The following is a 21,441-nucleotide window of genomic DNA, read 5'->3' as shown; positions in this document are numbered from 1 at the left end:
AATCGTCCGCTTTCTCATTTCATGTCTAATAAGACACAAGCAAGGCAGAACCGTCTTCTCCAAACTTTGGTTCGACACCGAGCAGCGGCGCGGAGCGGCTGATGATGTCGCGAACCATGGGAGCAGCGTTCGAGCCTGCCGTGCGCCCGCCACCCTCGCCGGTCTTCGGCGCGTCGATGAAGGTCAGCACGATGTATTTCGGGTTGTCGATCGGGAAGGCCGCGAGGAAGGCGTTGAAGTTCTGGTCGCTGGCATAGCGGCCATTGACCACCTTGTCGGCCGTACCGGTCTTGCCACCGACATTGAAGCCCGGCACCAGCGCGCGCTTGCCCGAGCCGGCAATGCCGTTCCAGCGAAGCAGGAAGCGCATGTCGTCGCTGGTGCTCTTCTTGACCACCGGCGTGGCGACTGCGTTGGCCTGCTCCTCGGTGCGCGGCAGGAAGGTCGGCTCGATCAGCTTGCCGCCGTTGACGAGTGCAGCACCGGCAACCGCCGTCTGCAGCGGCGTCGTCGAGACGCCGTGGCCGAAGGAGATGGTGATCGAGTTGATCTTCTTCCATTCACGCGGCTGGGTCGGGGATTTCACCTCCGGCAGTTCGGTCGGCAGCTTCGAAAGCAGGCCGATACGGGTGAGGAATTCCTTGTGGCCGGGAATGCCGATGAGGTCGGCGATCTTCGCGGTGCCGATGTTCGACGAATACTGAAAGATTTCCGGAACGGTCAGCACGCGGCGCTTGCCGTGGAAATCCTTGATGGTGAAACCGCCGATGCGGATCGGCGCCGAGGCGTCGAAGCTGTCGTTGAGCGTCACCTTGCCGGAATCCAGACCCATGGCGATGGTGAAGGTCTTGAAGGTGGAGCCCATTTCGAACGTGCCGTTCGACATGCGGTTCATCCAGCCCTCTTCCGCTCCCTCGGCCGGCTTGTTCGGATCGTAGTCGGGAACGGACGCCATCGCCAGCACTTCGCCGGTATTCACGTCGAGCACGACGGCGCCGGCGGCCAGCGCCTGATAGTTCTTCATGCCGGCGTCGATGACGTCGCGCACGATGTTCTGCACGCGCACGTCGATCGAGAGCTTCACCGGCTCGAGCTTGGCGTCGCTGGTCATGCCGATCGCGGCAAGGTCGGCGAGACCCTGGCTGTCGATGTAGCGCTCCATGCCGGCAACGCCGCGGTTGTCGATGTTGACGTGGCCGAGAATATGCGCGGCTGTGCGGCCGCCGGGATAGAAGCGGCGCTTTTCCGGACGGAAGCCGACGCCGGGAATGCCGAGCGCCAGGATCTCGCTCTGCTGCTTCGGCGTCAGCTGGCGGCGCAGCCACTGGAAACGCGATTTCGACTTCAGCTTGTTGTAGATTTCGCGCGCATTGATATCAGGCAGAACCGTCGACAGGCGCTCGACCGCCTCGTCGGCATCGACGATCTTGTGCGGCTCGGCATAGAGCGAGACGGTGCGGATGTCGGTCGCGAGGATCTCGCCGTTGCGGTCGAGAATGTCAGGGCGCGAGGCCATCAGATTGTCGGCCCGGCCGATACTGGAAACCGTTTCCGGCTGCGCCATGCCGTATTGCACCAGGCGCCCGCCGATGACGGCATAGACGATGCCGAAGCTCGCGATCACGATGGCGACGCGGTTCTTCGCCTGGTTGGCGGTCTTCTTGCGCGTCCCCTGAAAGGTGACGTTGAGGCCGCTTTCGGCCGGTCGGTTGTTGCCGCCTGCCGAGAAGTGCGCCTTGCTCTTCAATACCATGATGCGGGAGAGAAACGACATCAGCGCGCCACCGAGCCAGTTGCCATGTTATCGGTCTTGTTGATGATGGCGGCGATACCGTCCTTCGCAGCCTTTTCGTCTTCAGGCACCGGCAGATCCGCCGTCAGCATCGGCAGTTCCTGCGGCTGGGCGAGCTGTGTGGAAGGCGTCGGCGCGAGCTGCAGGTCGGCACCGAAAGCACCGACCAGACGCTCGAGCCGGTTCGGCTGCGTCAAGAGCGCCCAGTCGGCGCGAAGCAGATCGATCGTGTCCTCTTCCAGCTTGATCGCCACGTCGAGCTTGCGGACTTCCTCAAGCTTGTTTTCGGCGCGGTGCTTGATCGTATAGGTCACTGTCGCGGCGGCCGTCATGACGACGATCAGAACGATATCGAGCGTTCGAAGCATGTCTTGTCAGCCCCCCAACCGTGCAAGGCTTGCCAGTTCCGGCAGATTGAAAATGGATAGATCGTTTCCCGGCGACGCAGCTTGCGTGCGGATGCCGGCGCGCAGCTTTGCGGAGCGGGCGCGCGGATTGAGGGACGCTTCTTCCTCGCTGGCCGCCACCATAGGCTTGCCAACTGGCGTGAAGGTTGCCGCCCGCGCAGAAACCATGGGCAGGTGGCGCGAGCCACTCGCCTTGCCGGAGCGATCCTGGAAGAAGGCCTTGACGATCCGGTCTTCGAGCGAATGGAAGGTGACGACGACAAGACGGCCACCTGGCTTCAGCGCCTTTTCGGCCGCAAACAGCGCTTGAGCGAGCTCGCCGAGTTCGTCGTTGACGAAAACGCGCAGCGCCTGGAAGACGCGGGTCGCCGGATGGATCTTGTCTTTTGCCTTGCGCGGCGTCACCACCTCGATCAGGCCCGCAAGGTCGCGGGTCGTCTCGAAGGGCTGCTCGGCCCGGCGCTTCTCGATGGCACGGGCAATGCGGCCCGCCTGCTTCTCTTCGCCGAGAAAGCCGAAGATGCGGATGAGATCGGAGACCTTGGCGCGGTTGACGACATCGGCGGCCGAAACGCCCGAGGCCGACATGCGCATGTCGAGCGGCCCCTTCTTCTGGAAGGAGAAGCCACGCTCGGCCTCGTCGATCTGCATGGAGGAAACGCCGATATCGAGCACGACGCCGTCGAGCCCCTCGGCCGGCGCATAGGCGGCAAGCTCGGAGAACTGCGAATGAATGAGCTTCAACCGTCCGCCCCACTCGGCGACCTGCTTCTCGCCGGCGGCAATCGCCGTCGGGTCGCGGTCGAGCGCGATGACATCGGCGCCGGCCTTGAGGATTGCGGAACTGTAGCCGCCTGCACCGAAGGTGCCATCGAGGATGACCTTGCCGGGCGCAGGCTCGAGCGCCGCGAGAACCTCCGACAGGAGGACGGGAATGTGACGAACCGGTCCGCCTTCGGCTTCAGGAATACCTCCGCCTTGTTCCGTCACCATTCCGCCTCTCCATTCTAGTCTGGACGCAACCCCCGTGATTTGCGCCCTTCCCGGGCCACCGCCTGCGCCTTGACAAAGGCCTGCGGCTCCCAGAGCTGAAAATAATCGCCCCGCCCGACGAACATCACGTCGGTCAAGATTCCGGTGAAGTCGCGGATGAAATCCGTCACCATCAACCGGCCTTCCGGATCGAGCTTCACGAAGACGCCGCCCCCATGAACGAGCAGCGACATCTCGTTGGCTTCCGGGGAAAACGGATCCTCGGCCGCCATCTGCCTCTCGAACCGATCCAGGAGCTCCGGCCCGCCGACGCTGATCGCCGGGAAGACGAAATCCTGAAAACAGTATAGCTCCCGGACGCCCCCATCCGACAGCACGGAACGAAACACCGAGGGAACGGAAACCCGCCCCTTCGCATCGATCCGATTGGCAGCATGTGACAAGAAGCGGTTCATAACGCGAAACGGCCGCCCAAGACTGACGGGCCACGATCATCGACCCGCGAGAACACGTAACCGCACACACAAGACACCCCTGCCGGACACCGGAATGTCCGCCCACCCTCCGAAGCCGGAAGGCACTGGAAGCTTGCGATGTTGGGCCGCGAAGCAGCCCCTGCGCAGTGCCATTATGGGATATCATGGGACCATATGGGCGTCAATGGGATTGGGCTCGTAAACAGCCGTCGGGCTGATCAAATATTGATAGGTTGTTAAGTTTAACGAAGGGTTACGAAGAGACCCCCACCGTCCGGGAATGCGACGGCGGAACGGCTTCAAATCGTTGGAAAATCAGAATGTGAGAAAGAGCGCAGCAACGTGGCTGTGCAGAGGTGTTTGCGCGTCACAGCAGGATGGGAAAGCGCATTGGCAACGAAAAAGCCGCCTGCACCGAAGCGGTCGCTGGCGCGAAAAACGACGCGCGGTTCGGGCCGATTTGCAAGGGCCGCTCAGGGAGATCAGGGGGAGCACCCGCAGCGAAATCGTCAGGAAAGAACGCGCCAATACGCCGTCAACGTGTGCCGCACGCAGCAGTCGGAGAGAAATCGCCAGTTGGCCTGTAAGCCGGGTTCTGTATGGCCCCGCAGCCCGAAGGCAACGGAACGTGGCAGCCATTCATCTGGGACTGCGCTTGCACGCAGCCTCTTGCAACCCACCCGGATGACTGGCCCGGAAACAGGCTGGACGCTTGCGCGCCCGCGTCATCCCTATTCGGTCTTGCTCCCGGTGGGGTTTGCCGTGCCGTCCATGTCGCCATGTCCGCGGTGGGCTCTTACCCCACCCTTTCACCCTTACTCCGCCAAGCGGAGCGGTTTGCTTTCTGTGGCACTTTCCCTGAGGTCGCCCTCGCCGGACGTTATCCGGCACCGTATTTCCGTGGAGCCCGGACTTTCCTCCCCCCGCGGCCTTTCGGCACTTGCGGAGAGCGGCTGCCCGGCCAACTGGCACGCGCTCCTTAAACCAGCCCGCCGCAGCGCGCCAGAAAAAACGGCAGGGTTTTTGAGCTGCCAACAGGGCAGATCAGATCAAGGCGATCTTGACGCCCCGATCTAGCGAAACGCGACGGAGAAATCCGCATCGTATTCGGGCTCGTCGATCCGGCCGTTGAGCACGAGAACCGCGCCGAGCCGGCCGATCTCGTCGGAGCTCTTTGCCGCCTGGCCGTTGCCGCCGGTGACGACGGCGATACGGCTGCGCTCGGCAAAGCCGATATAGGGCAGCCCGTGCCGGGTGAACGAGGTGACGCAGGGCGAAAAGTGAGTGGAGACAGGCTGGAAGCCGGGCATCACCTCGGCCAGCAGCCCGCGCAAATGCTCCGCCGCTGTCGCGCTGCCCGGCCCGCGGAACCATTGCCGCAACGCCGGTTCGCCTTCGAGGATCCTGTCGGTCGGATCGCCGCCGATCTTGATGTAATGCTTGCCGTCCGCATAGCCGACCGGCGGCAGAAGATAATAGCTTCTCTCCTGCTCCGACGCCGCACCGATCAGCGACGGCATGCCCTCGAAACCAGACAGATCGCCGTTTGCCACTTCGGCAAAGAATACGGTTCGCGCTTTGACGGTGAGATCGATCGGCCGCGGCAGGAGCGTTGCGGAAATCGAGAACCCGCCGGCAGCAACGATCACCCGGCCTGCCGCGAAATGCTTTCCGTCGACGGTCGCGACAACCACACGGTCGCGCTCCTCCGATACGGTCGCGACCTCGCTGCGCACGATCCGGGCTCCCGCCTTCTCGGCGCATACCGTCTGCGCCGCGACCAGCGCCCGCGGGTTGATGTAGCCGGCCCCGCGCCTCTCGTGAACGCCGGCGGTGCCATCGGGGAAACGGAACCAGGGGAAATGCTGCGACAGCGCCTCGCCATCGTAGAGCGGCGCCTCGACGCCAAGCGCGTCGCGCGCCTTCTCGACCTGTTCGATATAGTCGTAGGAAGATCCGGGCGCCGGCCCGGCGATCAGGCAGCCGACTTCGTGGTAGAAACCGATGCCGCTTTCGCCTTCGATTTCGCCGTAACGCTCGATCGAGCGCCTGGCGAGCCGCGCCCACACTGGATCGTCGTCGATCGTGCGGGTGATGCGGGCATTATCGTAGTGGCTCGAAAAGACGCCGGCATGATTGGCCCAGTCCGTCGGCTCATCAGGGCCGATCAGCGCGATCTTGGCTCCCGAAAGCGCCAGGTGGCGGGCGGCCGCAGCCCCCATCATGCCCTTGCCGACGACAATGAAATCAAAGCTTTCCGACATGCCGGTCCTCGTCCCTTTTGCTCAAGGGAGATAGCATGCCGGCGCCTGTATGGCACGATGGTTGTAGGGTTTTTCCCTGTGCGCCGGAACGCGAGACCTGTCCGGCTACTGCACGTCTCCTTAAATCGACCTCGATTTAAGGACAAAGACATGCAGAAAATCAAAGTGCTACAGCGACCTTTGCGCGTCTGATTAGACGCGCGGCGCTTTCGCCAAGCGAAAGAACGCGCCGGCGCTCGTCATGCAATCGATCAGTCGATGATGTTCTGCACCTTGCCGCAGTAGCGCTTGGAAACCGGGTTCATGCGCTTGGCGCCGTGGCCGGCATTGTACTTGAGAACCGTGCCGCACGTCGTACCGCCGGACAGCTCATGCGCCATGGCGAGATACTTCATGCCGAATTTGATGTTGGTTTCCGGATCGTAGAGACCCTTGGAGGAACCGGAATAGCCCATCATGCGAGCGGTAGCAGGCTTGATCTGCATCAGGCCGATTTCGCCGGCGCTGCCGCGTGCCTTGGGATTGAAATTGCTCTCGACCTTGACGATCGCATGCGCCAGATCGACCGGAACGCCGTATTGCTTGGCGTAGGACTTGATCAGACCCGTGTACTGGACGTTCGAGACGAGATCGGGCTTGGGATAGCCTGTGGTCCGGGTGACGGACTGGATGGATGAGGTCTTGATGGTCTTATCGACATTCCCCGCATACGACGTACCCATCCCGGCGAAGAACATGCCAAGGCATGCCGCCACCGCAGCAACAGACGATATTCTCATTTAGTTTGAATTCTCCGGCCTGGGGAATGGACCGAAGCGCACCCCGCTTCGAACCTCACTTCCCGATCGTTTCATTCACAGGAAGTGAGCGTTGCGCCCTGATACCCCTGCAGTTCCAATGGGGCCGGAAATGAATGCCGCATCATGGTAAACATGTGGCAAAGCTAAAAAAACATGCCAAGAATATCTGCAGAAGTGCCGTTTTGACGAAAAAATCTTCCGCGTCAGGCGGTAAATTGCGGCAGGCCGGAAAGCAGCCGGTGGAGCGTATCGAGGGTTGAGATGTCAGCGATGCCATCGACCCTTTGTTGCCGGAAGTGCCGCTGGAACGCCGCGACCGAGCCCTCGGTCTTTTCACAGAATTCGCCAGTTACATCAATGCCATAACCGTAGAGCGACAGCATCGACTGGATGGCCTCCACCGGCTGGCCCTGGTCACCGCGCTGGAAAAAGCGTCCGCCGCTGATCGGGGCCGGTTCCACCCAGTGCCCGACCCCTTCGCGATGAAGAATGTTCCAGGGAAATTTTTCTCCCGGATCGACCTTGCGAATGGGGGCGATATCGCTGTGGGCGAGCACTCTCTCGGGCGCGATCGACCAGCGGTCGCCGCAGTCCCGACACAATTCCACAACTGCCGCGATCTGTTTTTCCGGAAAGTCCGGCAGACCGCCTGGGTGACCCGGGTTGGCGATCTCTATTCCGATCGAGCAGGAATTGATATCGGTCTCGCCCTTCCAATAGCTCTTGCCGGCATGCCAGGCACGGCGCGCCTCCGGCACAAGCTGATCGACACGCCCATCCTCGTGGACGAAGTAATGGCTGGAGACCTGGCTTTCCTCGCGGCAAAGCCATTCGAGCGCCGAAGCGCCCGTCGGCATGCCGGTATAATGCAGAACGATCATATCCGGGGCGCGCTGGTCGACGCGGTCGCCGAAATTGGGCGACGGCATGAAGCGTGCACCCGGATAGTCGCAGTATTTGGAGGTCATGCGGCTCGGCGTTCTTTCTCGATCGCCTCATAGGCGGCATTCAGTGCCGCCATGCGATCATTGGCGATCGCGTGGAATTCGTGCGGTACGCCGCGCGCAACCAGCATGTCCGGGTGGTTCTCCGAAACGAGCACCCGGTAGCGCCTGCGGATATCGGCGAAGTCATCCTTACGCGAAACACCGAGCACCTGATAGGGGTCGCGGCCGTCACCATGGACATGACGGGCCATGATGCGCTCGAAATGTCCCTCGTCCATGCCGAAGATGTCTGCCACGCGCAACAGGAAGGCGAGCTCGCGCTCATGCACGGCGCCATCCGACTTGGCGATGTGGAACAGGCCGTCGACGATGTCCTCGAGGATCGGGCAATTCTTTTCGCAGGACGAACACAGCGACGCCATCTTCTCCGCATAGGCCTCGTAACCGGCGACGTCCTGGCGCGCCAGGTTATAGAGACGCGCGACGTTCTGCGCCTGATCCGGCGGAAACTGAAAGATGTCGCGGAAGGCGTCGACCTCGGCCTCGGTCACGATGCCGTCGGCCTTGGCCATCTTGGCCGAAAGCGCGATCATGGCGACGGAGAAGGCCACCTTGCGCCGCGTTTCCGGATCGCCCTCGAACAGGGTGCGCACGGCCTCGACCACGCCGGCAAGTGCATTGCCGGTGGCGATAACGATCTTGAGGAGGCTGTCCCAAAATGACATGCGAGGTTCCCTGTCTCTCCACTCTATAGCATGGACCGATGTGGTGGCAAATCGCAAGCGGTGGACGGCCCGGACCACGAGGATGACGAATTTGTGATGGCCCCTCACTATTGTCAATCCATCGATTGGAACTTGCGACAGTCAGCCGATGGAAAGCTGTTCCCGCGGGAACAGCCTTTCAATAAAAAAGAGATGTCATCGCGGCCGGAAAAGGCAGCAGTTCCACCGTTCGCAACAGCCAGCCTGCGCGCCCACGGGCAGCGCGCCCTGCGACAATCCGCGCGCACCTGCCCTGCCCGTCATTCCGGCGCTCAATGGCTCCTTGCGGCAGCAGTTCGACACAACATCCACAGACCCGTCATTTAATTTCCATCCGATTTGCGTTATGGAGGCCCCACCTATCGCATGCCAAAGTCCCGAGGAGGAAACATGGCCAAGAAAAAAGTCGCAATGCTGACGGCCGGCGGGCTCGCGCCCTGTCTGTCATCTGCCGTTGGGGGCCTGATCGAGCGCTATACGGATGTCGCGCCCGAATATGAGCTGGTCGCCTATCGCTCCGGCTACCAGGGCGTGCTCTTAGGCGACCGCATCGAGATCACCCGCGACATGCGCGAGAAGGCGCATCTCCTGCACCGCCATGGCGGCTCGCCGATCGGCAACAGCCGCGTCAAGCTCACCAACGCGGCCGACTGCGTCAAGCGCGGCCTCGTCAAGGATGGCGAGAACCCGCTGCGCATCGCCGCAGAGCGGCTTGCCAATGACGGCATCTCGATCCTCCACACGATCGGTGGCGACGACACCAACACGACGGCCGCCGACCTTGCCGCCTATCTCGGCGCCAACGGCTACAACCTGACCGTGGTCGGCCTGCCGAAGACCGTCGACAACGACGTCGTGCCGATCCGCCAGACGCTCGGCGCATGGACGGCCGCCGAATACGGTGCCCGCTTCTTCGACAATGTCAGCAACGAGCAGAGCGCCGCGCCGCGCACGCTGGTCGTCCACGAGGTCATGGGCCGTCATTGCGGCTGGCTGACCGCGGCCACCGCCCGCTCCTATATCCAGGCGATCGACGACAAGGAGTTCGTCGACGGCTTCATGATGAACCGCCAGATGAAGAACATCGACGGTCTCTACCTGCCGGAGATGAAGTTCGATCTGCAGGGCGAAGCCGATCGCCTGCGTAAGATCATGGACCGCACCGGCTTCGTGACGCTGTTCGTCAGCGAAGGCGCCTGCCTCGATGCGATCGTCACTGAGCGGGAAGCGGCCGGCGAAACGATCAAGCGCGATGCCTTCGGCCACGTGAAGATCGACACGATCAATGTCGGCAACTGGTTCTCGAAGCAGTTCGCGGCACTGCTCGGCGCCGAACGCGCGATGGTGCAGAAGTCCGGCTACTATGCCCGCTCCGCACCGGCCAATGGCGACGACCTGCGCCTGATCCAGAGCATGGTCGACCTCGCGGTCGAAAGCGCGCTCAACAAGGTCTCCGGCGTCACCGGTCACGACGAGGACCAGGGCGGCAAGCTGCGCACGATCGAGTTCCCGCGCATCAAGGGCGGCAAGCAGTTCGACACCTCGGTCAAGTGGTTCGGCGACGTGATGGACGTCATTGGCCAGAAATGGCAGGCGCAGAAGCACTGATACCATGCGAACCCCGGCGGGTGCGTATGCCGCCCGCCGACAACGCCTGATTTAAAAGATTGACGGCTCCGCGTTTCCATGGCTGGCTCGGCCAATTCATTGCCGAATACCAGTTAAATGCGGAGCTTTTTCATGTCCTTTGAACATTGGTTTGCTTTTGCCGCAGCCTCTGCCGTGCTGCTCGCCATCCCCGGTCCCACCATTCTTCTCGTGATCTCCTATGCGCTCGGCCATGGCCGCAAGACGGCAGGCGCCACCGTCGCCGGTGTCGCGCTCGGCGATTTCACCGCGATGACCGCCTCCATGCTCGGCCTCGGTGCGCTGCTGGCGACCTCGGCGGCGATCTTCACCGTGCTGAAATGGGTGGGAGCGGCCTATCTCATCTGGCTCGGCATGAAGCTCTGGCGCGCGCCGGTCGCAGCCGGCGGCGATGCCGACGTCGAAACCACCCCCACCGAGCGCCCGCTGCGTATCTTCTTCCACACCTATGCGGTGACCGCGCTCAACCCGAAGAGCATCGTCTTCTTCGTCGCCTTCCTGCCGCAGTTCCTCGACCTCAGCCAGTCGCTCTTTACCCAGATGGCGATTTTCGAGCTCACTTTCCTGACGCTCGCGATCGTCAATGCCAGCCTCTACGCGGCCCTTGCGACCGCGGCGCGCAGCACGATCTCAAGGCCTAATATCCGCCGCATCGTCAACCGCGCCGGCGGCTCCATGCTCATCGGCGCGGGGCTTCTGACGGCGACGATGAAGCGCGCCTCGGCTTGAAATCGTCGCCCGCGCTTGCCGCCGCCAGCCTCATAGGTTAATGGAGATTCACTCTTGGCGGCTGGCAACCGCTGATTTGCAGGGGCTACGGGGCCCAGAAGCACGAAAGTGACAGAATGGCGAAGTACCGTATTTCCCTTACCAAACAGACGTTTGGCATGGCAGCTATTCTGTCGGCGACCATCGTCTCGGGATGCTCAACGGTAGAGCACACGTCGCTTGAAGAACTGACGGCCGTGCAGACGGTCACCCCGCTCGCAAAGCCCGGCACTGAAATGACCGCCTACGCGCTGCCCACGCCCGACGGTGTGGCCACCGCAACGAGCGCTGCGCTGACGGCACAGACGGCAGCCCAGGCATCGGGCATCGCGGTCACCTATCCGGTCGCGGCTGACCTGGCGCAAGGCGCCGAAGCCGCCCCCTCGATGGTAGCGGTCCCCGCTGCCAAGCCCGGCGACACCATGGCGCTTGCCATGGTCGCTCCGACAACGCAAACGAATGCGACCGCTGCCATCGCCGCCGCCGGAACCCCGCTGTCGGGCGACGCGACGCAGCTGGCGGCAGCAGCCGCTTCGCCCGCCGCGACCAAGACGGCCCGCGTCCAGGATCTTCCGGTTTCGACGCTCGCAGTTGCCGCCGCGATGGAATCGGACTTCGACACCGGCGAGCCCGTCGGTCTCGAAACGCTGGTCGCCAACCGCATGATTGTCCCGACCGAGCGTCCGAAGACAGGCGTCATCGGCTCGACGGTCGCAGCCGTCGCCAGCGTCATTCCGGATTCGATGAAGCTCACCAAGGCGCCGACCAGTTCGCGTCCCGACCTCGACAAGCTGATCAAGTATTATGCCGATCTGAACGATATTCCGGTCGAGCTGGTTCACCGCGTCGTCAAGCGCGAGAGCAACTACAATCCGCGCGCCTACAGCAAGGGCAATTACGGCCTGATGCAGATCCGCTACAACACCGCCAAGGGCCTCGGCTATGACGGTCCGGCGGAAGGCCTGTTCGACGCCGAAACCAACCTCAAATACGCGACGAAGTATCTGCACGGCGCCTGGATGGTGGCCGACAACCAGCACGACGGCGCGGTCAAGCTTTATGCCAGCGGCTACTACTACCACGCCAAGCGCAAGGGCCTGCTCGAAGAACTCGGCATGAAGTGAGCTGACGCTCACTCCATCCAGTTGCTTAATTGCGAGGCGCTCAATCGAGCGCCTCTATTATTTTGGCATTGAGCTTCTGCACATCATAGCCGAGCCGCGAGGGCGTGAGCCCCAGCCGGACCACTGCGAGCTTCAGCGAAGGCACGAGCATGATCGCCTGGCCGTCATGGCCGAGCATCCAGAAAGCGTCCGCCGGGAAACTGCCGGAACCGGCGCGCACGCCGTTTTCCTCCAGCCACACCTGGCCCTGGCCGTATTTTCCGCCTGAGGCCTTGGCCGGTCGGCGCATGAAGGCGACGTAGTCCTTCGGCAGCATCGCCCTCCCCTTCCAGACGCCATCCTGCAGCAGGAACTGCGCGAAGCGCGCCCAGTCCTGCGCGGTGGCATACATATAGGACGAGCCGACGAAGGTGCCGCTTGCATCGGTTTCGAGCACGGCGCTGCTCATGCCCAAGGGCGCAAACAGGGCGTCATGCGGGAAGGCAAGTGCCGCCGCCGGATCCTCGAAGGTGCGCATCCAGATGCGCGACAGCAACGTGCTGGTGCCGCTGGAATAGCTGAACGTCGCGCCGGGATCGGACGTCAGCGGCTTGGTGGCCGCATAACCCGCCATGTCCTTCTCGAGATAGAGCATGCGCGTCACGTCGGTGACGTCGCCATAGTTCTCGTTGAATTCGAGACCGCTCTGCATGCCCATCAGATCGGCAAGCGTGATGCTGGCCCGCTCGTCGCCCGCCCACTCCGGCAGGAGCCCGGCACGCGCCACTTCCATTCGGCCCTCGGCCACACGCAGGCCGATCAGCGCCGCCGTGACCGATTTTGTCATCGACCAGCCGAGCAATGGCGTCGAGCGGTTAAAGCCCCGACCATAGGTCTCGGCGACCAGGCGGCCATCGCGGATGACGGCGATCGCCCGCGCGCCCGGACCGGCAAGATCGGCATCTTCGATCAGTCTCTGCAGGGCGGGATCGATCGCGGCTCCCTCGCCTTCCGGCCAGGGTGCTTCGGAAGCCGGCGCCGTCACAGCCGTCGCGGTCTTGATCGGCGGCAGGCTCGTTCCGCCGCCATCCGGCAGGTTCGTGCATCCTGCGCCCGGCCGGTAGGCGGCGTAGCCCGCTGCTGCAAAGCCGAGGATCCGGGCGGTCACCATCTGTTTTTCCGGTTCGACGGCAACATTCACCAGCTTCAGCAGGGGGTGCCCTGGCGCCTGGACATCATCGGCCAGCACCTTCTGAGCATCGCGTCGCGCTATGAAGACATTGGAGCAGACGATCTTCGCGGCGTACCCATCGCCGACCTTGAGCAATTCCGGCGGCGCGAGCGCGAGCCAACCGAACAGGGCGGCGACACCCAACACCAACGCCGCACCTGATATTTTCAACATGCGTCTCATGCGTTCCCTCCGGCCGTCTCAAAGATCCTTGAAGTCGAGCCGACCAAGGACAGAAAGATGCAGCAATTCAAACAGCGGTAGCGCTGGTCCGATGGGACGCGCGGTCGCTGTCGAGTTGCAGAGAGAACCAGTATTTCGCCAACAGGAAAAGCCCGCAGACTGCAAGTTTCCAATTTCCTGATAATGGTGACCTGGGGTGCGCTGGTCCGCGGCGTTAAAGCCTGTCGCGCAAAAGTGCGCAGCGGTTTTGCGACAACGACATGCGAAACATCAAAAACTTAAAGCGCAAGGAGCGAATCTGAAAGATCGCGACGCGCTTTAGGCCGAGCGTCGCAAATCCGCCGCTTCGCCTGTCTCCGGCAATACCGCCACATCCGTGAGCGCAGGCGATATCCACGCACCACGGACTTCCACGGCGCCGCTTGCCTGCGCGCAATCCATCTCGCTTTCCTTTTCGATGCCGCGCACGGCGATCGGCAGGCGCAACACCTGGCCGGTCTTGATGAGGCAGGCGAGCAGCGCAACGCTGCGCTCGCTGCCGTGGGTCGCCCGGATGGCGGTAAGGTCGATGGTCACCTGGTCAGGCTGCAGTTCGGCAATCAGGTTCAAAGGCAAGGATGAACCGGCGCCGCCGCCAAGCGCAATCCGCACACCAAGCGCGCGCAACCCCTGGAGATTTTCGGAAATCAGGGCGAGATCCTCGGCCGAAAAGTCCCCGGTGATCTCGATCGTCAGGCGTCCCGGTGGCAAGCTCGCTTCGGCGAGGCATTGCCTGACCTGCGCAACAAAGTCTCGATCCTTGAGTTGCGGGGCAAAGGGGGCGACGGTGAGCCCGGTCGGCGAAGCCCAGCGGGCAGCCTCCGTGCAGGCCGCCTGAAGTGTCCAATAGCCAAGCGAAAGCGCACTCGTGCTCTGCTCAGACGGCTCTATGAAGGCCTCCGCACCGATGACGCCGCGAAGCGGGTGCCGCCAGCGCAGCAGCGCCTCGAAGGCGCGGATGGCTCCGCTTGCTGTCCCGGCAATCGGCAGGAATTCGAGGAAGAATTCGTCGTTCTCGAGCCCACGTGCCACATCGCGCTCGGCCTCCGCCCGCTGCCGGGCGGCGTGGGTCAGCGTTTCCGAGTGGAAGGCGTGGCTGTTGCCGCTCATCGCCTTCGCCTCGTAGAGCGCCAGGTCTGCACGCTTCAGCACGTCGCCCGTCGCCGTATCGCCTCGCTCGACGAAAGCGATGCCGATGCTGCAGCCGGATGCGACCCGTGCACCACCGAGATCGAACGGCGCTTCGAACAGCGCCTTTACCCGCGCGGCGAGTATTTCCGCCTCGGCTTGTGACGCGGCATCGGCGGCTGCAAGCACGAACTCATCGCCCCCGAGCCGGTAGACGGTTGCCTCCCCGGAAAAGGCGCGCCTCAGACGAGCGCCGAACAGTGCAAGCAGCCGGTCGCCGGCATCGTGACCCATCGTATCGTTGATCGCCTTGAACCGGTCGAGATCAAGAAGGAGCAAGGCATTGCGCTCGAAGGCCGGCCCTTCGGCACAAAGCGCCTGACGAATGTCCGCTTCCAGCGCCGCGCGATTTGCGAGCCCTGTGAGCTTGTCGCGGTGGACTTCGTGGCGCAAGCGCCGCTCGGCGCGGCGCGCTGCATGCAACTCGTGTTCGAGGCGGCGCGAGTAACGCCAACGATAGAAGGATCCACCGAGGAGGAACGGCATGGCGCCAGCCGCAAGCATTGCCGGGACATCCCAATGCGATTGTTTTGCGAGCACGGTTTCCGTCGCCAGCCACGCCGCAGAAACCAGAGCCCCCAATGCCGCGCCGGCAGCCGCAAATCGCTGCTCGGGCTTCGGCAGAAACGTTCTTAACATCATGTCGACGCCCCCGAATATAAGCCGGTGCTAGCACGCCAGGGTTTAATGATTTCTTATGGGTGAAAAATTGTATGGCGGCCGTTCGAGCGCGCTCTGGGGGCTGTGGAAACCTCGTCATCAAAGTGTAGCGGAGTCACTTTAGAAGCGGCTAAGTTTCAACTGGATGAGCGGCAGAGATGACCGAACTAGCCCCCGACGTCGGCTTTGGCAGAAAAAATCCGAAGCTGAAAAACGCCCTGCTCCAGCACAAGACCTTCTCCCTTGCCGGCCTCTCGGAGCGTCTCTTCGGCCTGCTTTTTTCCGGTCTTGTCTACCCGCAGATCTGGGAAGATCCGATCGTCGACATGGAAGCGATGCAGCTCGGCCCGGAGCACCGTATCGTCACCATCGGCTCCGGCGGTTGCAATATGCTGACCTATCTGTCGGCCGGCCCGCGCAAGATCGACGTCGTCGACCTCAACCCGCACCACATCGCGCTGAACCGCCTCAAGCTCGCGGCCTTCCGCCACCTGCCGAGCCACAAGGATGTCACGCGTTTCCTGGCGACCCAGGGCACGGGCACCAACGTCCAGGCCTTCGACCTTTTCATTTCGCCGAAGCTCGACACCACCACGCGCAGCTACTGGAACGGCCGCGACTTGACCGGCCGCCGCCGCATCGGCGTCTTCGGTCGCAACATCTATCGCACCGGCCTGCTCGGCCGCTTCATTGCCGCAAGCCACCTGCTCGCCCGCCTGCACGGCGTCAACCCTGAAGAGTTCGTCCAGGCCGGCTCGATGCGCGAACAGCGGCAGTTCTTCGACGAGCGCCTGGCGCCGCTTTTCGACCGCCCCGTCATCCGCTGGATTACCGGCCGCAAGAGTTCGCTGTTCGGCCTCGGCATCCCGCCGCAGCAGTTCGACGAGCTCGCAAGCCTCAGCAGCGAGAAATCGCTCGCAGCCGTGCTGCGCCATCGGCTTGAAAAGCTCACCTGTCACTTCCCGTTGCGGGAGAACTATTTCGCCTGGCAGGCCTTTGGCCGCCGCTATCCGCTGCCGCACGAAGGCGAGCTGCCGCCCTACCTCAATGCCCGCGCCTACGAGGCGATCCGCAACAATGCCGAGCGTGTCGAGGTCCACCACGCAAGCTACACCGAACTCCTGGCCAACAAGCCTGCCGCTTCCGTCGACCGCTACATCCTGCTCGATGCCCAGGACTGGATGACCGACCAGCAGCTCAACGACCTCTGGACCGAGATCACCCGCACGGCCGATACCGGCGCGATCGTCATCTTCCGCACGGCGGCAGAAGACAGCATCCTGCCCGGCCGCGTCTCCTCGGCCCTGCTCGACCAGTGGCACTACGATGCCGAAGCATCGGTCAGGCTCGGCGCCGAGGATCGCTCCGCCATCTATGGTGGTTTCCACATCTACCGGAAGAAGGCTTGAGCCGATGCGTGAGGCCGGGATTTCGCACGCGCGGCGCATGGACCACATGTACCGCTACCAGCGGCATTTCTACGATCTGACGCGGAAGTACTATCTCTTCGGCCGCGACACGCTGATCCGGGAGATGAACCCGGCCCCCGGTGCCTCTGTGCTCGAAGTCGGCTGCGGCACCGGGCGCAATCTGGCGCTGATCGGCAGCTGCTTCCCTTCGGCCCGTCTCTTCGGCCTGGACATTTCCTCGGAAATGCTGACCTCCGCCGATGCAAAGCTCAACCATAGCGGCAAGCGTCGCGCCGAGCTTCGGGTCGCCGATGCCACGGATTTCGACCCCACCATCTTCGGTGAGCGCGGCTTCGATCGCATCGTCATCTCCTATTCGCTGTCGATGATCCCCGATTGGCAGAAGGCGATCGATGCAGCCATCGCCGCGCTCAATCCAGGCGGCTCGCTGCACATCGCCGATTTCGGCCAGCAGGAGCGCCTGCCGGCGAGCTTCCGCCGGGCGCTGCACGGCTGGCTCGATCGCTTCCATGTCACGCCGCGCGCAAACCTCTTCGAGGTTCTGCGCGACAAGGCGAGCGTAAACGGCGCCGATCTCGAACGCCGCGCCATCGGTCGCGGCTACGCCTGGCTTGCGGTCTATCACCGCCCGGCGGTCGCAATCGCCGCCTGAACCCGGTTACCAGCGGCGCAGTCGGCGGGCGACCGCCCCTGTCTCACTTCGCCAGCGAGCACCGAAATCACCAAGGGGATTTCGCGTTGGAGTAGAAATCGGCGAACTTCCGCCCACCTGCAATTCCCGCTTGAGCTAACCCAATTTTTACGATGATATGGTGAAGATGAGGTTCACGCCTCGCGGGGGAAATCACCGATATGGAAGCCATCGTGTGAGGCAGGATCGTCGTTTGTCTCTAGACAGGTACCTCATGCGCCGGCTTCTTCTGGCTCTGCTCCCCATTGCCACCCTCCTTTCCGCCTGTTCGTCGACCGATTACGACCTGATGCAGACGGCATCGATCCCGCCGCGCTTTCAGGATACGGACCCGCAGAACTTCGGCGACCGCACCCCGCAGCACCACAACATCCACGGCATCGACGTCTCCAAATGGAATGGCGATATCGACTGGATGAAGGTGAAGAATTCGGGCGTCTCCTTCGCCTTCATCAAGGCGACCGAAGGCAAGGACAGGGTCGACACGCGCTTCAACGAATATTGGCAGCGGGCGCGTGCCGCCGGCATCCCCTACGCGCCCTATCACTTCTACTATTTCTGCTCGACCGCCGACGATCAGGCCGACTGGTTCATCGCCAATGTGCCGAAAAGCGCGGTCTATCTGCCTCCGGTGCTCGACGTCGAATGGAACGGCGAATCGAAGACCTGCCGCCACCGCCCGACGCCCGGCGAGGTCCGCGCCGAGATGAAGCACTTCATGGATCGCCTCGAAGCCCATTACGGCAAACGGCCGATCATCTACACCTCGGTCGACTTCCACCGGGACAATCTCGTCGACCAGTTCAAGGACTATCACTTCTGGGTGCGCTCGACCGCCAAGCACCCGAAAGACGTCTATGTCGAGCGCCGCTGGGCCTTTTGGCAGTACACCAGCACCGGCGTTATCCCGGGCATCGACGGCAGTACCGATATCAATGCCTTCGCCGGCTCGGCGAAAAACTGGAAGAAGTGGGTCGCTGCGGTCTCGCAGCCGAAGTGAGGCCGCCATTCTTGCTGGCAACTACGGCAAGGCACGCCATTTTCTTCTTTCGGTCATAATGCTCTGAAAGAGCAAAGGCAGATTTACAGCGCCGCACATCACCAAGGATGCGCAAAGGTCGCTGTAACATTTTTTGAACCGCTGCATGATTTGTCCCTATTTCGGTGACGATTTAAGGCGTTATGCAGGTCATCCAGCAATTTGGCTGCCCGTGGTGGTGTCTCCCGCACCCCGCGGCCGAAGAAAGGAATTATGATGATCCGGACTACCCGGCACGCCCTGGCCTCCGTCGCCCTCCTGGCGCTTACCGCCTCCACCGCCTTCGCCCAGACCGCGACCCAGACAGGCACGCAGAGCGCCGCTCCGGCTGCTGCCTGCGGCGGCGACCTTGGCGCGTTTCTTCAGGGCGTGAAGGCCGAAGCTGTCGCCAAGGGTGTTCCGGCCGATGTCGCCGATCGTGCGCTCGCAGGTGCCGTGATCGACCAGAAGGTGCTCAGCCGTGACCGCACCCAGGGCGTCTTCAAGCAGACCTTTACCGAGTTCTCCAAGCGCACGGTCAGCAAGTCGCGCCTGGATATCGGCCAGCAGAAGATGAAGGAATATGCCGTCGTCTTTGCCCGCGCCGAGAAGGAATTCGGCGTGCCGGCCCCCGTCATAACAGCCTTCTGGGCGATGGAAACCGACTTCGGTGCCGTGCAGGGCGACTTCAACACCCGCAATGCTCTCGTGACGCTCTCGCACGACTGCCGCCGCCCGGAAATGTTCCGCCCGCAGTTGATCGCCGCCATCGAGATGGCCCAGCATGGCGATCTGGATCCGGCAACGACCACCGGCGCCTGGGCCGGCGAGATCGGCCAGGTGCAGATGCTGCCGGAAGACATTATCGCCTATGGCGTCGATGGCGACGGCGACGGCCACGTCAATCTGAAGAAGAGCTCGCCGGACGCGATCCTGACCGCGGCCAAGTTCATCCAGAGCCTCGGCTTCAAGGCCGGCCAGCCCTGGATCCAGGAAGTCAGCGTTCCCGAAGAACTCCCCTGGGAAAAGACCGGCCTGCAGCCGGGCATGAAGGCTTCGGACTGGTTCGCACTCGGCGTCACGCCCCGCGACGGCAACACCGCCAACGGCAATCTCGAAGCCTCGCTGGTGCTGCCACAGGGCCGCAAGGGTGCAGCCTTCCTGACCTACCCGAACTTCAACGTCTATCTCGAGTGGAACCAGTCGTTCATCTACACGACCTCGGCCGCCTACTTCGCGACCCGCCTCGCCGGCGCGCCGACCTATGAAGGTGGCAACCCGGAGCCGGGCCTCGACGATGTCGCCATGAAGGCGCTGCAGACCAAGCTCCAGACGCTCGGCCACGACGTCGGCAAGGTCGACGGCATCCTCGGCTCCGGCACCCGCGCCGCACTCCAGAAGGAGCAGCTCCGTCTCGGACGTCCCGCCGACGGCTGGGCCACGCTGGAACTCTTGAACGCGCTCTAAATTTAAGTGAACCTCGGGCCACGGATGTGGCTCGTGCGCAGGTCTATCACCCCGGGGATCGGAACCGATCTCCGGGGTTTCTTTTATCGGCGGTCCAGGTGCGCCACGACCGCAGATGGAACGCCCCATGCCTGAGCGCCCCCTTGCGCACGAATACGACAAGAACCGGGTGGTCCGAGCGAAGACGCCGGGCTATGAAATAGCCGTCAGATCACAGCCGGTCCGGGAATGTCAGGCGCAGCTTTTACGCCACAATCTCTCTTCTCCGCCTGCACGAGGCTGACGGGCGACGCAATCAGCACGGACAGGCACACCTATGAATGCGCGGACCACAGTCGACGGCCATCAGATGAGCGTCAGAACCTGGGCGCTGCTCGCCCTGCTCGGTCTCATCTGGGGCGGATCCTTCTTCTTCGCCCGCGTGGCCGTTGCCCATGTGCCGCCATTCACGCTGGTGGTGCTGCGTCTGGGCCTGGCGGCACTTGCCCTGCATCTCTTCCGCGGCCGCTTCGGCATGTATCAGGCACTTTCCGGACGCTGGCGCGAATTTGCGCTGATGGGACTGATCAACAACGCCATTCCGCACGCCTTCATTTTCCTCGGCCAGACCCAGATCGGCGCCGGGCTGGCGGCGATCCTCAACGCCACGACGCCGGTCTGGACCGTTCTCATCGCCAACATTGCGACCGAGGACGAGAAGCTGAGTTCTGCCAAGATCGCCGGCTGCCTGCTCGGCCTTACCGGTACCGTGGTTCTGATCGGGCCGAATGCGGTTGCCGGCCTGTTCGGTACGGTGAGCGGCGTTCCGCTTTGGGCGCTCGTCCTTCCAGTGCTGGCCGCCGTCAGCTATGGCCTTGCGGCAACCTACGGCAAGCGCTTCCGAAATCTCGCACCACCGGTGACGGCCGCCGGCCAGCTCACCGCTTCGACGCTGATGATGCTGCCCGTTGCTGCCTTCACGGATGCGCCCTGGACCCTGCCGATGCCGCCAATGGAAGCAACGCTTGCCATCCTCGGCCTCGCGCTCGTCTCGACCGCCTATGGATACATCCTCTATTTCCGGATCATGGCGGAGGCCGGCGCCACCAACGCCTCGCTCGTCACCCTGCTGGTGCCGCCAAGCGCGATCCTGCTCGGTTACCTCTTCCTCGGTGAAACCCTGCAGGCGGCCGATGTCGGCGGAATGGCGCTGATCGCCCTTGGGCTCGCCGTGCTTGACGGCCGCATTCTGCGGCTCAAACGCGCCGCCTGAACGGGGAATCGAAGCGCCGATTTCGTGCCCTTCTGAGGCGCTCACGCACGGTTACAAACGTTTATATTAACCTTGCGGAAGCGATTGTGAAAAAAATGTGGCAGTCTGAAAAAGGTAAATATCTCAATATTATAGCCCTGTGAATAAGGCCGCTCCCCCTCACGGATTTCGCACTGCAGCACAAGTTTCGCTTTAACACATCGTGATTTCGCCCTATGTTTTAACGCGTCAACGCAGGGAGGGTCATCCATGGGCCTTACACATTCGCTGAATGTCCTCATGATCAGTGCAGCGTTCGTATTCGTGGCCACGATGCTCTTC

General features: G+C 62.7%; 18 protein-coding genes and 1 other RNA gene. 8 read left to right on the top strand and 11 right to left on the bottom strand.

The window, feature by feature from the left end:
- Positions 1-25 precede the first annotated feature (25 nt).
- From V7S54_RS11210 to V7S54_RS11170, 9 genes are all read right to left on the bottom strand, one after another.
- Positions 26-1,774: a peptidoglycan D,D-transpeptidase FtsI family protein gene (locus V7S54_RS11210; protein ID WP_065374986.1), complete on the bottom strand. Its 1,749-nt coding sequence runs from the start codon at positions 1,772-1,774 to the stop codon at positions 26-28.
- Positions 1,774-2,160, bottom strand: coding sequence for a cell division protein FtsL (ftsL, locus tag V7S54_RS11205; RefSeq protein ID WP_065374987.1), 387 nt, complete (start codon positions 2,158-2,160; stop codon positions 1,774-1,776). Before ftsL ends, V7S54_RS11210 begins: the two co-directional genes overlap by 1 nt.
- Positions 2,161-2,166: 6 nt before the next feature.
- Complete coding sequence (gene rsmH, locus V7S54_RS11200) at positions 2,167-3,192, bottom strand: 16S rRNA (cytosine(1402)-N(4))-methyltransferase RsmH (protein ID WP_057253457.1); 1,026 nt, start codon at positions 3,190-3,192, stop codon at positions 2,167-2,169.
- Between the two features lie 14 nt (positions 3,193-3,206).
- Positions 3,207-3,647: a division/cell wall cluster transcriptional repressor MraZ gene (gene mraZ, locus V7S54_RS11195; RefSeq protein WP_065374988.1), complete on the bottom strand. Its 441-nt coding sequence runs from the start codon at positions 3,645-3,647 to the stop codon at positions 3,207-3,209.
- 589 nt (positions 3,648-4,236) lie between these two features.
- Positions 4,237-4,637, bottom strand: an RNA gene (gene rnpB, locus V7S54_RS11190) — RNase P RNA component class A.
- A gap of 104 nt (positions 4,638-4,741) precedes the next feature.
- On the bottom strand, positions 4,742-5,932 hold the full coding sequence (locus tag V7S54_RS11185; RefSeq protein WP_065374989.1) for an NAD(P)/FAD-dependent oxidoreductase: 1,191 nt from the start codon (positions 5,930-5,932) through the stop codon (positions 4,742-4,744).
- Positions 5,933-6,183: 251 nt separating this feature from the next.
- Entirely contained in the window at positions 6,184-6,711 is a 528-nt protein-coding gene (locus V7S54_RS11180) for a lytic transglycosylase domain-containing protein (RefSeq protein WP_057253452.1), read from the bottom strand.
- Positions 6,712-6,935: 224 nt separating this feature from the next.
- Positions 6,936-7,700 (bottom strand): N-acetylmuramoyl-L-alanine amidase, encoded by a 765-nt coding sequence (locus V7S54_RS11175; RefSeq protein ID WP_065374990.1) that lies wholly within the window; start codon positions 7,698-7,700, stop codon positions 6,936-6,938.
- A complete protein-coding gene (locus V7S54_RS11170) occupies positions 7,697-8,404 on the bottom strand; it encodes a J domain-containing protein (RefSeq protein ID WP_058321238.1) in 708 nt (235 codons plus the stop codon). The genes V7S54_RS11175 and V7S54_RS11170 overlap by 4 nt, the downstream gene beginning before the upstream one ends.
- Positions 8,405-8,833: 429 nt before the next feature.
- Here V7S54_RS11170 and V7S54_RS11165 point away from each other — a divergent pair, with 429 nt between their 5' ends.
- The 3 genes from V7S54_RS11165 to V7S54_RS11155 all read left to right on the top strand — a co-directional run bounded on the left by V7S54_RS11165 (position 8,834) and on the right by V7S54_RS11155 (position 11,982).
- Positions 8,834-10,051, top strand: coding sequence for a pyrophosphate--fructose-6-phosphate 1-phosphotransferase (locus V7S54_RS11165; protein WP_065374991.1), 1,218 nt, complete (start codon positions 8,834-8,836; stop codon positions 10,049-10,051).
- Positions 10,052-10,183: 132 nt separating this feature from the next.
- Positions 10,184-10,819, top strand: coding sequence for a LysE family translocator (locus tag V7S54_RS11160; RefSeq protein WP_065374992.1), 636 nt, complete (start codon positions 10,184-10,186; stop codon positions 10,817-10,819).
- Positions 10,820-10,935: 116 nt separating this feature from the next.
- Positions 10,936-11,982: a lytic transglycosylase domain-containing protein gene (locus tag V7S54_RS11155; RefSeq protein ID WP_065374993.1), complete on the top strand. Its 1,047-nt coding sequence runs from the start codon at positions 10,936-10,938 to the stop codon at positions 11,980-11,982.
- Between the two features lie 40 nt (positions 11,983-12,022).
- Here V7S54_RS11155 and V7S54_RS11150 read toward each other — a convergent pair whose 3' ends face one another.
- On the bottom strand, positions 12,023-13,375 hold the full coding sequence (locus V7S54_RS11150) for a serine hydrolase domain-containing protein (protein ID WP_065374994.1): 1,353 nt from the start codon (positions 13,373-13,375) through the stop codon (positions 12,023-12,025).
- A gap of 318 nt (positions 13,376-13,693) precedes the next feature.
- Complete coding sequence (locus tag V7S54_RS11145; protein WP_083203680.1) at positions 13,694-15,244, bottom strand: putative bifunctional diguanylate cyclase/phosphodiesterase; 1,551 nt, start codon at positions 15,242-15,244, stop codon at positions 13,694-13,696.
- A gap of 176 nt (positions 15,245-15,420) precedes the next feature.
- Between V7S54_RS11145 and V7S54_RS11140 the strand changes: the two genes are divergently transcribed.
- From V7S54_RS11140 to V7S54_RS11120, 5 genes are all read left to right on the top strand, one after another.
- A complete protein-coding gene (locus V7S54_RS11140; RefSeq protein ID WP_065374996.1) occupies positions 15,421-16,671 on the top strand; it encodes a DUF3419 family protein in 1,251 nt (416 codons plus the stop codon).
- A gap of 4 nt (positions 16,672-16,675) precedes the next feature.
- A complete protein-coding gene (locus V7S54_RS11135; RefSeq protein WP_065374997.1) occupies positions 16,676-17,344 on the top strand; it encodes a class I SAM-dependent methyltransferase in 669 nt (222 codons plus the stop codon).
- A 253-nt stretch (positions 17,345-17,597) separates the two neighbouring features.
- Positions 17,598-18,383 carry a glycoside hydrolase family 25 protein gene (locus tag V7S54_RS11130; RefSeq protein ID WP_065374998.1) on the top strand — a complete coding sequence of 262 codons (786 nt, stop codon included), beginning with the start codon at positions 17,598-17,600 and terminating at the stop codon, positions 18,381-18,383.
- A 255-nt stretch (positions 18,384-18,638) separates the two neighbouring features.
- Positions 18,639-19,868, top strand: coding sequence for a lytic murein transglycosylase (locus V7S54_RS11125; RefSeq protein WP_065375041.1), 1,230 nt, complete (start codon positions 18,639-18,641; stop codon positions 19,866-19,868).
- A gap of 349 nt (positions 19,869-20,217) precedes the next feature.
- A complete protein-coding gene (locus tag V7S54_RS11120) occupies positions 20,218-21,120 on the top strand; it encodes a DMT family transporter (protein ID WP_336408360.1) in 903 nt (300 codons plus the stop codon).
- The last annotated feature ends 321 nt before the right edge of the window (positions 21,121-21,441 follow it).

Source organism: Ensifer sp. CCNWLY38, assembly GCF_037120565.1.
In the GTDB taxonomy this organism is placed as follows: Bacteria; Pseudomonadota; Alphaproteobacteria; order Rhizobiales; family Rhizobiaceae; genus Ensifer; species Ensifer adhaerens_H.
This window is presented reverse-complemented; position numbering and strand designations above follow the sequence as displayed.